The following is a 14,637-nucleotide window of genomic DNA, read 5'->3' on the forward strand; positions in this document are numbered from 1 at the left end:
TTATAGGTACTGCCTATAAGCCGGTATTTGGTTTATTAGTTACAAGCGAAAGCAGGTTTTTACAAAGTTATTTGCCAAGTTTAAAAATAGAGCCTTGTCCTGTTCGTCAAAGTCCCCGTCATTGTCTAGGTCGGTTGGGGACGAGGTAGTGTCGTAGTGCCCGTCTTTATTGGATGAAGAGGCATACATCGCGTATGAAAGATTACCGTCGGTAAAACGCTCTAGTAAAATCTCTGGGCTACTATCTTTTTCGAAGTCTTCGCACGTTAAGCAGATTTGATCTTGAGACATAACTATCCTGCAAGTGTTAATGAATTAAGCAGCGATCATAGCGACGTCATTGGTAGATTATCCATGGTGCATATGTCGCGATTTATTACTTGTTTATATACATGTAGGAAGTATTAATTGCACTCGTATGAACCCTGATGACGAGACGCAGTGCTCGACGGTACTGGCAGGAAGTAAATTTCCCGTATACTGTATATAGATACAGTATACGAGGCTTGACCATGAATGCTCCTTCGTCTCCTCGCGGACGCGGCACCGGCGCCAACCCCCGCAACCGCTTCGCCCCCACGAGTTCGGTAGCGGAAGATGACGGCTGGTACCAAGAAGTCCCGCCGACCCAGGGTACCGAAGTGCGCATCGAGGTGGCGAAGACCATCATCACCCGCAACACTTCACCGGATCTGCCGTTTGATCGCTCCATCAACCCCTATCGGGGCTGCGAGCACGGTTGTATTTATTGCTATGCAAGGCCCAGCCACGCCTATTGGGACATGTCGCCTGGGCTGGATTTCGAAACCCGCTTGATCGCCAAGAGCAACGCCGCCCAAGTGCTGGAGCAGCAACTGGCCAAGCCAGGTTATACCTGTGCACCGATCAACCTTGGCTCCAACACGGACCCGTATCAGCCCATCGAGCGTGAGTACACGATTACCCGGCAAACCCTGGAAGTGCTGCTGCGCTACCGCCATCCGGTGACGATTATTACCAAAGGCTCGCTGATCCTGCGTGATCTTGATCTGCTGACGGAGCTGGCCCGACTGCGTCTGGTGGCAGTGATGATCAGTCTCACCAGCCTGGATGACGAGCTCAAGCGCATCCTGGAGCCACGCGCTGCCGCGCCCAAGGCAAGGTTGCGGGCCATTCGGGTGATGCGTGAAGCGGGAATCCCGGTGGGCGTGCTGTGTTCGCCGATGATCCCGATGATCAATGACAGGGAGTTGGAAAGCCTGCTGGCCGAGGCCCACGCTGCTGGTGCACAAAGCGCGGCCTACATGATGTTGCGGCTGCCGCTTGAAGTGGCGCCGCTGTTCGAGGAGTGGCTGGCTGCCCATTACCCGCAACGGGCGGCCCATGTGATGAGCCTGGTGCGTCAGGTACGCGGTGGTGAAGTGTATGACAGTCGCTTCGGTGTACGCATGCGCGGCGAAGGGCCATTTGCCGATCTGCTGGCACAACGATTCTCCAAGGCGATCAAGCGATTAGGGCTCAATCGCCGGGAAGGATTTAATCTGGACTGCACGGCATTTTGTCCCCCCGGCAGGCAGATGGCATTGTTGTAGACTTACGCAAATATGTAGCAGGGCCCGGTTCGGGTAGTTGTGTTTTGATATCACTGAAAGCCGCGAGTTAGAGCGGTTTATTCAGTTTGAGTTAAGTTTCGGCGGATACCTTGTTCATGGAGTGACCAATGAGTCCGCGTCGCCGGGTGTGTAGTTTTTTCAACTATTTCACAGGTGGCGCGTCAAACTGAATGGGAAGACTCCCCCGCTCCAACCAAAGAGGATGAATCATGAGTGACAAGGATAAACAGCCGTTGGCTGCGTCGGCTTCAGCCCCTCACGAGGCGGAGTCCGCCGATGCAGCGCTGCAGCATATCGTTGATGGTTTTATGCACTTCCATAACGAGGTTTTCCCTCAGCAGGAAGAACTCTTCAAGAAGCTCGCCACGGCCCAGAGCCCAAGGGCGATGTTCATCACCTGTGCCGATTCGCGCATCGTGCCGGAATTGATCACCCAAAGCTCCCCTGGCGATTTGTTCGTTACCCGTAACGTCGGCAACGTCGTGCCGCCTTATGGACAGATGAACGGTGGTGTTTCCACGGCCATCGAGTACGCGGTACTGGCCTTGGGCGTGCAGCACATCATTGTGTGCGGGCACTCGGACTGCGGCGCCATGCGCGCGGTACTCAACCCCCAAAGTCTGGAAAAAATGCCCACAGTCAAAGCCTGGCTGCGTCATGCCGAGGTTGCCAAGACCATGGTGCAGGACAACTGCGACTGCGCCAACGAAGGCGAAAGCATGAAGGTACTGACTGAAGAGAATGTCATCGCCCAATTGCAGCACTTGCGCACCCATCCGTCGGTGGCCTCGCGCATGGCAAATGGCCATTTGTTTATCCATGGCTGGATCTACAACATCGAGACCAGTGAAATCCGGGCCTACGATGCGGATCAATCGGCGTTTCGACCGTTGAACGGTACCGAATCGATCCCTTCGGCGACGCCTAAAGCGCGCTTCTAAAAATCTTCCCGCCGGGTAACGCGATGGCTGCCATTGAGCAGCCAGGCATTGCCGCGCCCGGCGAATGCCTCGGGAGAGTCATTATGCGTGCTGCTCAATTGAAAGCTGTATTGCCGCGGGAGCTGTTGGCGTCCGTGGTGGTGTTTCTGGTTGCCCTGCCTCTGTGTATGGGCATCGCTATCGCTTCGGGGATGCCACCGGCCAAAGGTTTGATTACCGGGATCATCGGTGGCCTGGTGGTTGGCTGGATGGCCGGCTCGCCCCTGCAAGTCAGTGGCCCGGCGGCTGGTTTGGCGGTATTGGTCTTCGAGCTGGTGCGCCAGCACGGCATGCTCATGCTCGGGCCCATTCTGCTACTGGCGGGCTTCCTGCAACTGGTAGCGGGACGCTTGCGCCTTGGGTGCTGGTTCCGCGTGACCGCCCCAGCGGTGGTGTATGGAATGCTGGCTGGGATCGGGGTGTTGATTGTCCTGTCACAAGTCCATGTAATGCTGGATGCGGCGCCGAAACCCTCTGGCCTGGACAACCTCGCAGGCTTCCCCGCTGCGGTGGTCCAGGCCATTCCCTCTGTAGGCGGCGGGTTGGGTTGGCAAGCTGGTTTGCTCGGATTGGCGACGATTCTGGTGATGTGGTTGTGGGACAAATTTCGCCCGCAAAAGCTCCGCTTTGTGCCGGGGGCCTTGCTCGGAGTAGGCCTTGCGACGGTGACCAGCCTGGCGCTGGCTTTGCAGGTCAAACGCGTCGAAGTACCGGAAAACCTCGCCGATGCCATCGACTGGCTGCGTCCCAGCGATCTGCTGAACCTGGCTGATCCTAGCTTGCTGATTGCTGCTTTCGCGGTGGCCTTTATCGCCAGCGCCGAAACCCTGCTCTCGGCGGCGGCGGTCGATCGGATGCACAGCGGCCAGCGCTCGGACTTCGACAAGGAATTGTCCGCCCAGGGGGTAGGCAACATGCTCTGTGGTTTGGTCGGCGCGTTGCCCATGACCGGGGTGATTGTGCGCAGCTCGGCGAATGTCCAGGCAGGTGCAACTACGCGGTTGTCAGCGATGTTCCACGGGTTATGGCTGCTGGGCTTTGTGTTGCTGTTGTCCAGTGTGCTGCAAAGCATTCCGGTGGCGAGCCTGGCGGGGGTGTTGGTGTACACCGGCGTCAAGCTGGTAGATCTCAAGGCTTTCCGGGCACTGGGGCGATATGGCCGGATGCCGATGTTTACCTATGCCGCCACGGCGTTGGCAATCATCTTCACCGACCTGCTCACGGGTGTGCTGGTAGGCTTCGGGCTGACATTGCTCAAACTGGCATTTAAGGCATCGCGGTTGAAAGTCAGCCTGGTCGACCTGCCTCAGGATGGCGAGATGGAGCTGCGCCTGAGCGGTGCAGCGACCTTTCTGAAAGTGCCGGCATTGACCCGGGTGCTGTCGACGGTACCTGCAGGGATTACCGTGCATGTACCCCTCAACAACCTGAGCTACATCGACCATTCCTGCCTGGAATTGCTGGAGGAGTGGGCGCGCGCCAATACGGCGAAGGGTTCCAGGTTGGTGATTGAGGCGCGAGGCTTGAAACGCAGGCTGGAAGGCCGGGTGCGGACGAACACCGGGCTTGGTTCAGCGGCCGCTGAACCTGTGTAGGCGCGGCCCTCTCCAAAGAAGGTTACGCTGGCTGATCAAGCTCCAACTCCACACCCAGTTGCCGCGACAGGCACGGCCAGCGCTTCCAAGCGGCTTCCGTGTCAGGGCTTTTGAGCTTGTCGCGGTAGGCTTCGACCGACTCCAGCGCGAAGCTTTCTTCGTTGAGCATCTCATCAACCGCCAGGTGTACGGCTTCGTCCAACTGATTGGCGAATGCTTCGCCGATCAGCTGATGAGCGATCAGGTTGGCGACGGTAGTGTCTGCCGGAATCAACGGCTGACCGAAATGCTTGATATACAGATCGTTTACTTCTTCCACTAACCGATGGGCCAGGTAAGCCTCGTCCAACAGGCTGTCCAAGCCTTCATGGCCCTCGAGGATGGCGGGCGGCTGGAGGAAGAAGTGCTCGGCGATCTTCAATACCGGCTTGATCTGGCTTTCAATACCGGCTTCGCGGGCGACGTCGTTGGCTGCATCCAGCAAGTCTGGGACCAAATCGATATAGGCCGTAACGAAGCGTGTCATCACCACGTTGCGATCACCTTCAGCCAGGGAAATGGCCGAATGCAGGTGCGGCAATTTTTGGTCCAGCTGCTTGGCCAATTGGCCAGTGGAGACTTCGTGTTGATGGGCACGGGAAATCTGCTCGCGCAATGCGGCGGTGTTCATGAAAGCTCCAGAAATACAGGCGTAGGAAAGGGGACTGCATAAGGTAGCTCGTTTATACGAGGCCCTAAGACGCATTTGTCATAATTATTTCATGGTTATGCGTCCGCGTTATATCGAAAGGCCATCGTTCGTCGGATAGGCGCCGAATCTTCAGTCAGGCCTCGACCGTTCGTCCTTTTTTACTGATTTGTCCTCACACATTGCGGGGTCGCAGTCGCTGTCTATACTCGGGTTTGTACGCAATTAGCTGATGACGCCCGACTGCACATAAGCAGGCAAGGCTTGGCGGATGCAAGCAGTTTGGAAGCCGCCCCCTTGGCCGCAGGTGCAAACCGGCGGGATAACAAGAACGATAAGGGGAACCCGCAATGACGCGACATCCACATGTTTGGATGGGCTTACTCTTGTGGTCGGTATTCAGCCAGGCGCAGGCCGCCTGGACGGTGAATATGACGCCAGGGGCCACTGAAGTCAGTCACGCCGTGTTCGATTTGCACATGACCATTTTCTGGATCTGTGTGGTAATCGGCATCATCGTGTTTGGCGCGATGTTCTGGTCGATGATTGTCCATCGACGCTCCACCGGCCAGGTGGCGGCCAAGTTTCACGAGAGCACCACGGTGGAAATCCTCTGGACCGTCGTGCCCTTGCTGATCCTGGTGGTCATGGCCATTCCGGCGACCAAGACCCTGATCAACATCTACGACAGCACTGAGTCGGATATCGATATCCAGGTCACCGGCTACCAATGGAAATGGCATTACAAATACCTGGGACAGGATGTCGAGTTCTTCAGCAACCTGGCCACGCCCGCCGAGCAGATTCAAAACAAGGCCGACAAGGGTGAGCACTACTTGCTGGAAGTCGATCAGCCGCTGGTGTTGCCGGTAGGTGCCAAGGTGCGCTTCCTGGTGACGGCAGCCGACGTCATCCATTCCTGGTGGGTGCCGGCCTTTGCGGTCAAGCGCGATGCCATCCCCGGCTTCGTCAACGAGGCCTGGACCCGAGTCGAGAAGCCTGGCATCTACCGTGGCCAGTGCGCCGAGCTGTGCGGCAAGGACCACGGCTTCATGCCGGTTGTGGTGGAGGTCAAGTCCAAGGCTGACTACGAAACCTGGCTGGGCGAGCGCAAGGAAGAGGCTGCCAAGCTCAAGGAGCTGACATCCAAGGAGTGGACGCTTGAAGAGTTGGTGGCCCGTGGCGACAAGGTCTACCACACCGCCTGCGTGGCCTGTCACCAAGCCGAGGGTCAAGGCCTGCCACCGATGTTTCCGGCCCTCAAGGGCTCGAAAATCGCCACCGGGCCTGTGGCCGAGCACCTGGGTATCGTCTACCACGGCAAGCCCGGCACCGCGATGGCGGCTTTCGGCAAGCAACTTTCGGAAGTCGATATTGCAGCCGTGGTGACCTACGAACGCAATGCGTGGGGCAACAACAAGGGTGACATGGTGACCCCTAAAGACGTGCTGGCACTTAAACAGGCGGAAAGCAAATGACCTCCTTCATTGCGTATTCCCTGAACCGTCCCGCCCACTCGTTTGCAGGAGACAGGCCATGAGCACTGTGATCGATGACCACGGTCATGCCGCTGACCACGCTCACGGCCCCGCCAAGGGCCTGATGCGCTGGGTACTGACCACTAACCACAAAGACATCGGGACCATGTACCTATGGTTCAGTTTTGCGATGTTCCTGCTGGGTGGCTCGTTTGCTATGGTGATTCGTGCCGAGTTGTTCCAGCCGGGCCTGCAGATCGTGGAGCCGGCGTTCTTCAACCAGATGACCACCATGCATGGCTTGATCATGGTGTTTGGCGCGGTGATGCCGGCCTTTGTCGGGTTGGCCAACTGGATGATCCCGTTGATGATCGGCGCGCCGGACATGGCATTGCCGCGGATGAACAACTTCAGTTTCTGGCTGCTGCCCGCGGCATTCCTGTTGTTGGTGTCGACGTTGTTTTCACCGGGTGGCGGGCCCAATTTCGGCTGGACGTTCTACGCCCCGCTCTCCACCACTTACGCTCCGGAAAGCGTGACCTTTTTTATCTTTGCCATTCACCTGATGGGCGTCAGTTCGATCATGGGCGCGATCAACGTGGTCGCGACCATCCTCAACCTGCGCGCGCCGGGCATGACGCTGATGAAAATGCCGCTGTTTGTCTGGACCTGGTTGATCACGGCGTTCCTGCTGATCGCAGTGATGCCGGTACTGGCCGGTTGCGTGACCATGATGTTGATGGATATTCACTTTGGCACCAGCTTCTTCAGTGCAGCCGGCGGTGGTGATCCGGTGTTGTTCCAGCACGTGTTCTGGTTCTTCGGCCATCCCGAGGTCTACATCATGATCCTGCCGGCGTTCGGCGCCGTCAGCGCGATTATTCCGGCGTTCTCGCGCAAACCGCTGTTTGGCTATACCTCGATGGTTTATGCCACGGCGAGCATCGCATTCCTGTCGTTTATCGTCTGGGCGCACCACATGTTCGTCGTTGGCATTCCGCTGGTGGGTGAGCTGTTCTTCATGTACGCCACGATGCTGATCGCAGTGCCTACCGGGGTGAAGGTGTTCAATTGGGTCAGTACTATGTGGCAGGGCTCGCTGACCTTCGAGACGCCGATGCTGTTTGCCGTGGCCTTCGTGATCCTGTTCACCATCGGTGGCTTTTCCGGGTTGATGCTGGCCATCGCCCCGGCGGATTTTCAGTACCACGACACCTACTTTGTGGTGGCGCACTTCCATTACGTACTGGTACCGGGGGCCATCTTCGGGATCTTCGCTTCGGCGTATTACTGGCTGCCGAAATGGACCGGCCACATGTATGACGAAACCCTGGGCAAGCTGCATTTCTGGCTGTCTTTCGTGGGAATGAACATGGCGTTCTTCCCCATGCACTTCGTGGGGCTGGCGGGTATGCCGCGCCGGGTGCCGGACTACAACCTGCAGTTCGCCGATTTCAACATGGTGTCGTCCATTGGCGCCTTCATGTTCGGGGCCACGCAGATCTTCTTTCTGTTCATCGTCATCAAATGCATTCGTGGCGGCCAGCCCGCGCCAGCCAAGCCATGGGATGGTGCCGAAGGCCTAGAGTGGAGCGTCCCTTCGCCGGCGCCGTACCACACCTTCACCACCCCGCCGGAGGTCAAATGAACATTCGGATGGGAGGCGCGCATGGCTGAGTCCCTGCCGACCAGGCGCCTGGTTACGCGCCTGTTGATTCTGGTGCTGGGGATGTTCGCCTTCGGGTTTGCCCTGGTGCCGATCTATGACGTGATGTGCAGCGCGTTCGGTATCAACGGCAAGACGGCCGGGCAGTACGAGGGCTCGCAGGTTGTTGATCAGTCACGCCAGGTGCGGGTGCAGTTTCTGTCCACCAATGCCATCGATATGGTCTGGGAATTTCACTCCAAGGCGGACGAAATCGTGGTCAACCCGGGGGCGGTCAACGAGATGGTGTTTGTCGCCTTCAACCCTACGGACAAGCCGATGACGGCTCAGGCGATCCCAAGCATTTCGCCCTCGGAAGCGGCGATGTACTTCCACAAGACCGAGTGTTTTTGCTTTACCCAGCAAGTGCTGCAGCCCGGGGAGCGTATCGAGATGCCGGTGCGGTTCATTGTTGACCGCGACATGCCCATGAACGTGAAGCACTTGACCCTGGCTTACACGCTGTTCGATATCACCGAGCGCCAACCGCCCGTGGCTGTCCATCCCGGCGGCTAGGCGTGCCTGCGGGCTCGATTAGGAGAACGAATACATGTCGAATCATGATACGTACTACGTACCAGCGCAAAGCAAGTGGCCGATAATTGCCACGTTTGGGATGTTGATCAGCGTGTATGGCCTGGGTGTGTGGTTCAACGACCTCAAGGCGGTCCGCCCGGAATCCCACGGCCCGCTGATCTTTTTCGTCGGAGGGTTGCTGCTGGCCTACATGATGTTTGGCTGGTTCGGCGCGGTGATCAAGGAGAGTCGGGCCGGGCTGTACAGCGCGCAAATGGACCGTTCATTTCGCTGGGGCATGACGTGGTTCATCTTTTCCGAGGTGATGTTTTTCATCGCGTTCTTTGGTGCGCTGTTTTATGTGCGCCACCTGTCTGCTCCCTGGCTGGCCGGTGAGGGATCGAAGGGTGTTGCGCACATGTTGTGGCCGAATTTCGAGTTCGCCTGGCCGCTGCTGAACAATCCGGACCCGAAACTGTTCCCGGCGCCCGAAGGCACCATCAGCCCGTGGGGCTTGCCGTTGGTCAACACCATTTTGCTGGTGAGCTCCAGCGTGACCATCACCATCGCCCACCACGCCTTGCGCAAGGGGCATCGGGGCGCGCTGAAAATCTGGCTGGCGCTTACCGTGTTGCTGGGGGTGGCATTTCTCGGGTTCCAGGTTGAGGAGTACGTCCACGCCTACAAGGAGCTGGGCCTGACCTTGGGCTCCGGGGTGTATGGCGCGACCTTCTTCATGCTGACTGGCTTCCACGGCGCCCACGTAACCATCGGCACCATTATTCTGTTCGTGATGTTGATGCGCATCCTGAAGGGGCATTTCAATGCCGAACATCAGTTCGGTTTCGAAGCGGCCAGTTGGTACTGGCACTTTGTAGACGTGGTGTGGATCGGCCTGTTTTTCTTCGTTTACGTACTTTGACGCGTTTGCCGCGGCCTCTATTTACCAAGGGACATGCGACACCAGTTGGCCGCTGAAGAAGCCCCAACTGATCAGCGCCAGAGTGATCACGGCCAGCACGACACGTACGGTCAAGGCAGTGACGAGGCGATTGGAGTGGCCCTCGTCCTTGACCAGGAAAAACAAGCCACTGAACAGGCTCACAACGGTAGCGATCAGCATCAGGGCAATAGCGGCTTTGAGCATGGTCAGGCTCCTGGGCTCTTTTTTTGGAGGGGCGGGCAATGAGATTCAGTATAGCCAGCGCACTATCAACCCCTGTGGCAATGCCATGAAACGTTTTCGTCCCGGGATTGCACCGACACTGGTGGTGTTTGTGCTGTTGCCACTGATGGTGAGCCTCGGGTTCTGGCAGTTGTCTCGTGGCCAGGAAAAACAGGTGCTGCTGGCAAACTACGCCGAGCGCCGGGCGGCGGAACCGGTGAGCCTTGAGCATCTGAATGGCACGGCGGATCCGGCCTTTCGCCGGGTGCTTCTACAGGGCCAGTTCGATGCCGAGCATAGCGTGCTGTTGGATAATCGCATGCGCGATGGCAAGGCAGGCGTGGAGTTACTGCAACCTTTTCATGATCAGGCCAGCGGCCTTTGGCTGTGGCTCAATCGCGGCTGGCTGCCTTGGCCGGACCGGCGTACACCGCCCGCGTTCACCACACCGGCGCGGCCGCTGAGTCTCGAGGCATGGGTGTATGTAGCCCCCGGCGAGACTTTTCAATTACACGCTGACCCTGCCCGCACGCCCTGGCCACGATTGCTGACTGCTCTGCATCCTGGGGCATTGTGGGCGGAGTTGGGGCGCGACGGATTCTCATATGAGCTGCGGGCCGAAGCCGGCCCGGCAATGTACCAAACCAATTGGCCAGTAGTGGCCATGGGGCCGGAAAAACACTTGGGGTATGCCGTGCAGTGGTTCGCCATGGCGTTGGCGCTATTGGGCCTTTACCTCTATCTCGGATGGCACAACGCAAGGGAGAAGCACCATGGGAGCGGCCATGAATCCACCCAACATGTCTGACACATCCGCAGCACCAGACCGGCGCAAGGGGCGCTGGCAATTGATTCTGATCGTACTGATGGTCGTCGGTCCGATGGTGCTGGCCACCTATATGTACAAGTTGCAGTTCTGGGTGCCGGACGGCCGCAGCTATCACGGCCAAATGATTGGCAACGGCCAGACCCGCGCCGATATTGGCGTGCAGGCGGACGAAGGTCGCTGGCAACTTTTGGTCACCGCGCCCACTGCCTGCGCTGGCGAATGCCAGCAACTGGTGTACCTCGCCCGCCAATTGCAGATCGGCCTGGGCCGGGATGCCTCCCGCGCCAGTCATGCCTTGGCCACTGTGCAGCCGGTCAGTGCCGAATACGAGGCCAGGTTGAAAACCGAATATCCACAATTACAACGCTACCCATTGGAGCTCGCGACCTTCAATCAAGGCGCAGCAGCGCCGGGGGATGCGCAACTGTGGATCGTCGATCCCCACGGCAATCTGGTATTGCGCTACGACGCTCGGGTCAAGGGCAAGGACCTACTTAACGACCTGCGCCATCTGCTGAAACTGTCGAATATCGGATAAGGGCATCGTCATGGCCAAACCTGGATTTCGCCTCGCGTTGTTTGCCACCCTGCTGGCGCTGATTGTGGTGTTGCTGGGTGCCTACACTCGCCTGACCCATGCCGGCCTCGGTTGCCCGGACTGGCCGGGCTGCTACGGCTTTATCAGCGTGCCCAAGAGCGAGGCGCAATTGGCCCATGCCGAACTGCATTTCCCGGAGGCGCCGGTGGAGGCCGACAAGGGCTGGAACGAGATGATTCACCGTTATGCGGCAGGCGCGCTGGGGTTGTTGATTGCCCTGCTGGCCGCACGCGCCTGGACCCATCGACGTCATCCGGGGCAGCCGTTGAAGCTGCCATTATTTCTGCTGGCAGTGGTGTTTGCCCAAGCGATCTTTGGGATGTGGACGGTAACGCTCAAGCTCTGGCCGCAAGTGGTCACCGGGCATCTGTTAGGCGGCTTTGCCACGTTAAGCCTGCTGTTTTTGCTGACGCTACGCCTGTCGGGTGTATTGCCGGCGTTGATCGTCCCCCGGCGCCTGCAGTACTGGGCGACTGCCGGGTTGGTGCTGGTCATCGGACAGGTCGCCCTCGGCGGATGGGTCAGTTCCAACTATGCGGCAGTGGCCTGTATCGACTTGCCCACCTGTCATGGCCAGTGGTGGCCGGCGGCAGATTTTGCCAATGGCTTTCACCTGACCCAGCATATCGGGCCCAATTATCTCGGTGGGCAACTGGACAGCGAGGCCCGCACGGCGATTCATCTGACCCATCGCGTGGGAGCGCTGGTGGTGACCGGGGTTTTGTTGGGGCTGGCCTGGCAGCTCAAGGCTGTGGGCATGACGCGCTTGGCCGGCCTGTTGCTGATCGCGCTGGCTGCGCAAATCGCCCTGGGGCTGAGCAATGTGTATTTCCATTTGCCGCTGCCGGTGGCGGTCGCGCATAACGCAGGCGGTGCAGCGCTGTTGCTGACCCTTGTGCTGGTCAATTATCACGCCCGCACCAGCCTGGTCCGGGTCCGACATCAAGTGCCGTTCGGTTGGCGCTTCAGCCCGCGCAAACAGGTATCGGGCCTTATTACCCTTAAAGGAGAGATGCCATGGCGACCTTGACCGAGGCGCATCACAGTCGGGCAATCTGGCGGGATTACCTGGAGTTGACCAAGCCCAAAGTCGTGGTGCTGATGCTGATCACGTCCCTGGTGGGCATGTTTCTCGCCACTCGGGCTGGCGTGCCATGGACGGTGTTGATCTTCGGTAACCTGGGGATTGCGCTGTGTGCCGGCGGCGCGGCGGCGGTCAATCATGTGGTGGATCGGCGCATCGATGCGCTGATGGCGCGTACGCACAAACGGCCACTGGCGGAAGGTCGTGTATCGCCAGCCGCAGCGCTGACCTTTGCGCTGGCGCTGGCGGTAGCTGGATTGGCTTTGTTGCTGGCGTTCACCAATCCCTTGGCGGCGTGGCTGACGCTGGCCTCGCTGCTGGGCTACGCAGTGATCTACACGGGCTTTCTCAAGCGTGCGACGCCGCAGAACATCGTGATCGGCGGTCTTGCGGGAGCGGCGCCACCGTTGCTGGGTTGGGTCGCGGTGACCGGTCATGTCAGCGCGGAGCCACTGCTGCTGGTGCTGATCATCTTCGCCTGGACCCCGCCGCACTTCTGGGCCCTGGCGATTCATCGCAAGGAGGAATACGCCAAGGCCGACATTCCGATGCTGCCGGTGACCCACGGTGAGCACTACACCAAGGTGCATATCCTGCTGTACACCTTTGCACTATTGGCCGTGAGCTTGATGCCCTATGTCATCCATATGAGCGGGTTGTTATACCTGGGATGTGCACTGGTTCTGGGTGCACGCTTTCTGCAATGGGCCTGGGTGCTGTACCGTGGCAGTCGGCCGCACGCGGCGATCAACACCTTCAAGTACTCTATCTGGTACTTGTTCCTGTTGTTTATTGCCCTGCTCGTAGATCACTACTTATTGTTGAACCTATGACTCGAACTCAAAAAACTGTCTTTATCCTGGTGGCTCTTGTGGCGTTGGTCATGGGCCTGACTGTCAACAAAGTACTGTCCGGCAAGGGGCAAGGTGATCCAACGGCGTTGATCGACGCGGGCATTATCCTGCTGCCGCAAAGCCGTCAGTTACCGCCTGTGACCATGACTAATCAGGACGGCCAGCCCGTGGTGGTCGACGAGTTGAAAGGCAAGTGGAGCGTGCTGTTCTTTGGCTACACCTTCTGCCCGGACATCTGTCCGACCACCCTCGCCCAGTTGCGGCAGATCAAGACTGAGCTGCCCAAGGACGTTGTGGATAAGTTGCAGGTGATCCTGGTCAGCGTTGACCCACATCGCGATACGCCGACACAACTCAAGCAGTACCTGGGCTACTTCGACCCACAGTTTTCGGGCCTGACCGGCGCGAACGTGGAGGATGTGCAGAAGGTCTCGAATGCGGTGAGTATCCCGTTCATTCCGGCGGATACCAGCAAGCCGAACTACACCGTCGACCATAGCGGCAACCTGGCGCTGATCGGTCCGGACGGCACGCAGCGCGGGTTTATCCGCGCGCCATTGAACAACCAGAAGTTGGTAGCGCAGTTACCGGGGTTATTGCAGCGTAACTAAGCCGAGCGGGTATCTTGCCTGCACCACAAAACAAATGTGGGAGCGGGCTTGCTCGCGATGACGGCGTGTCAGTCACCTTATGCGTGTCTGATACACCACAATCGCGAGCAAGCCCGCTCCCACATTTTGATCTGCGGTCAGCTTGGAGATCGATCAGAACGCCGGCTTGACTGCGCCTTTGTACTTCTCTTCGATGAATTTTTTCACTTCAGGCGTGTGCAGGGCTGCAACCAGTTTCTTCACGGCGTCCGAATCCTTGTTGTCCTCGCGGGTCACCAGGATGTTGACGTAAGGCGAGTCACTGCCTTCGATCGCCAGTGCGTCCTTGGAAGGGTCCAGCTTGGCTTCCAGGGCGTAGTTGGTATTGATCAGCGCCAAGTCGACCTGGGTCAGAACGCGCGGCAAGGTGGCGGCTTCCAGTTCACGGAATTTCAGGTTTTTCGGGTTGGCGGTGATGTCCTTGATGGTCGACAGGATATCGGTCGGGTTCTTCAAGGTGATGACGCCATTCTTGGCCAGCAGCAGCAGCGCACGGCCGCCGTTGGTGGCGTCGTTCGGAATCACCACGTTGGCACCGCTTGGCAGTTCGGCCAGGGTTTTGTATTTGCTGGAATAGGCACCCAGGGGCTCCAGATGCACGCCGGCAACGCTCACCAGGTGAGTGCCCTTGGCTTTGTTGAATTCATCCAGGTACGGCTGGTGTTGGAAGAAGTTGGCATCCAGGCGTTTTTCGGCCACTTGTACGTTCGGTTGGACGTAGTCGGTGAAGACCTTGACCTGTAGATCCAGGCCTTCCTTGGCCAGCGCTGGCTTGACGAACTCAAGGATTTCAGCGTGCGGCACCGGTGTGGCAGCGACCGTAAGGGTCTCGGCGTGCGCGGAAAATGCGGCAACGGCGGCGAAAGCAACCAGTAGTTTTTTCATCCAACAAGCTCCTTGTTC

15 protein-coding genes are annotated in these 14,637 nt (G+C 58.4%); 12 read left to right on the forward strand and 3 right to left on the reverse strand.

Translation table 11 applies throughout. From position 1 onward, the window contains the following. The first annotated feature begins 512 nt into the window (after positions 1–512). The 3 genes from OQ460_RS00275 (at position 513) to OQ460_RS00285 (ending at position 4,167) form a co-directional block, all read left to right on the forward strand. Positions 513–1,571, forward strand: coding sequence for a PA0069 family radical SAM protein (locus tag OQ460_RS00275; protein ID WP_410019958.1), 1,059 nt, complete (start codon positions 513–515; stop codon positions 1,569–1,571). A 230-nt stretch (positions 1,572–1,801) separates the two neighbouring features. After that, positions 1,802–2,533 carry a carbonic anhydrase gene (locus OQ460_RS00280; RefSeq protein ID WP_410019959.1) on the forward strand — a complete coding sequence of 244 codons (732 nt, stop codon included), beginning with the start codon at positions 1,802–1,804 and terminating at the stop codon, positions 2,531–2,533. A gap of 83 nt (positions 2,534–2,616) precedes the next feature. After that, positions 2,617–4,167 (forward strand): SulP family inorganic anion transporter, encoded by a 1,551-nt coding sequence (locus OQ460_RS00285; RefSeq protein WP_410019960.1) that lies wholly within the window; start codon positions 2,617–2,619, stop codon positions 4,165–4,167. A 22-nt stretch (positions 4,168–4,189) separates the two neighbouring features. On the opposite strand, the gene OQ460_RS00290 is transcribed toward OQ460_RS00285, so the two are convergent. Further along, a complete protein-coding gene (locus tag OQ460_RS00290) occupies positions 4,190–4,837 on the reverse strand; it encodes a hypothetical protein (protein ID WP_410019961.1) in 648 nt (215 codons plus the stop codon). Between the two features lie 368 nt (positions 4,838–5,205). Here OQ460_RS00290 and coxB point away from each other — a divergent pair, with 368 nt between their 5' ends. From coxB to OQ460_RS00310, 4 genes are read left to right on the forward strand one after another with little or no spacing between them, the layout of a single operon-like run. Further along, positions 5,206–6,333, forward strand: a complete 1,128-nt coding sequence (gene coxB / locus OQ460_RS00295) for a cytochrome c oxidase subunit II (RefSeq protein WP_410019962.1) — start codon at positions 5,206–5,208, stop codon at positions 6,331–6,333. 58 nt (positions 6,334–6,391) lie between these two features. After that, entirely contained in the window at positions 6,392–7,981 is a 1,590-nt protein-coding gene (ctaD, locus tag OQ460_RS00300) for a cytochrome c oxidase subunit I (protein WP_410019963.1), read from the forward strand. A gap of 21 nt (positions 7,982–8,002) precedes the next feature. Then, complete coding sequence (locus tag OQ460_RS00305; RefSeq protein WP_410019964.1) at positions 8,003–8,554, forward strand: cytochrome c oxidase assembly protein; 552 nt, start codon at positions 8,003–8,005, stop codon at positions 8,552–8,554. A 34-nt stretch (positions 8,555–8,588) separates the two neighbouring features. Beyond that, positions 8,589–9,476: a cytochrome c oxidase subunit 3 gene (locus OQ460_RS00310; protein WP_410019965.1), complete on the forward strand. Its 888-nt coding sequence runs from the start codon at positions 8,589–8,591 to the stop codon at positions 9,474–9,476. A 21-nt stretch (positions 9,477–9,497) separates the two neighbouring features. Here the strand turns inward: OQ460_RS00310 and OQ460_RS00315 are convergent, their stop codons facing one another. After that, a complete protein-coding gene (locus OQ460_RS00315; protein WP_410019966.1) occupies positions 9,498–9,701 on the reverse strand; it encodes a twin transmembrane helix small protein in 204 nt (67 codons plus the stop codon). A gap of 85 nt (positions 9,702–9,786) precedes the next feature. On the opposite strand from OQ460_RS00315, the gene OQ460_RS00320 reads away from it, so the two are divergent. Genes OQ460_RS00320 through OQ460_RS00340 form a run of 5 tightly spaced genes read left to right on the forward strand, consistent with a single transcriptional unit; the run spans position 9,787 to position 13,695 of the window. Then, positions 9,787–10,527 carry an SURF1 family protein gene (locus tag OQ460_RS00320; RefSeq protein WP_410019967.1) on the forward strand — a complete coding sequence of 247 codons (741 nt, stop codon included), beginning with the start codon at positions 9,787–9,789 and terminating at the stop codon, positions 10,525–10,527. Further along, complete coding sequence (locus tag OQ460_RS00325) at positions 10,493–11,086, forward strand: hypothetical protein (protein ID WP_410019968.1); 594 nt, start codon at positions 10,493–10,495, stop codon at positions 11,084–11,086. The genes OQ460_RS00320 and OQ460_RS00325 overlap by 35 nt, the downstream gene beginning before the upstream one ends. Before the next feature lie 10 nt (positions 11,087–11,096). Further along, positions 11,097–12,176: a COX15/CtaA family protein gene (locus OQ460_RS00330; protein ID WP_410019969.1), complete on the forward strand. Its 1,080-nt coding sequence runs from the start codon at positions 11,097–11,099 to the stop codon at positions 12,174–12,176. Then, a complete protein-coding gene (gene cyoE / locus OQ460_RS00335; RefSeq protein WP_410019970.1) occupies positions 12,164–13,063 on the forward strand; it encodes a heme o synthase in 900 nt (299 codons plus the stop codon). Before OQ460_RS00330 ends, cyoE begins: the two co-directional genes overlap by 13 nt. Continuing rightward, positions 13,060–13,695: an SCO family protein gene (locus OQ460_RS00340; RefSeq protein ID WP_410019971.1), complete on the forward strand. Its 636-nt coding sequence runs from the start codon at positions 13,060–13,062 to the stop codon at positions 13,693–13,695. The genes cyoE and OQ460_RS00340 overlap by 4 nt, the downstream gene beginning before the upstream one ends. 153 nt (positions 13,696–13,848) lie before the next feature. Here OQ460_RS00340 and OQ460_RS00345 read toward each other — a convergent pair whose 3' ends face one another. Beyond that, positions 13,849–14,619 (reverse strand): MetQ/NlpA family ABC transporter substrate-binding protein, encoded by a 771-nt coding sequence (locus OQ460_RS00345; protein ID WP_410019972.1) that lies wholly within the window; start codon positions 14,617–14,619, stop codon positions 13,849–13,851. Positions 14,620–14,637: the final 18 nt, after the last annotated feature.

It is taken from the genome of Pseudomonas imrae (genome assembly GCF_046352735.2).
In the GTDB taxonomy this organism is placed as follows: domain Bacteria; phylum Pseudomonadota; class Gammaproteobacteria; order Pseudomonadales; family Pseudomonadaceae; genus Aquipseudomonas; species Aquipseudomonas imrae.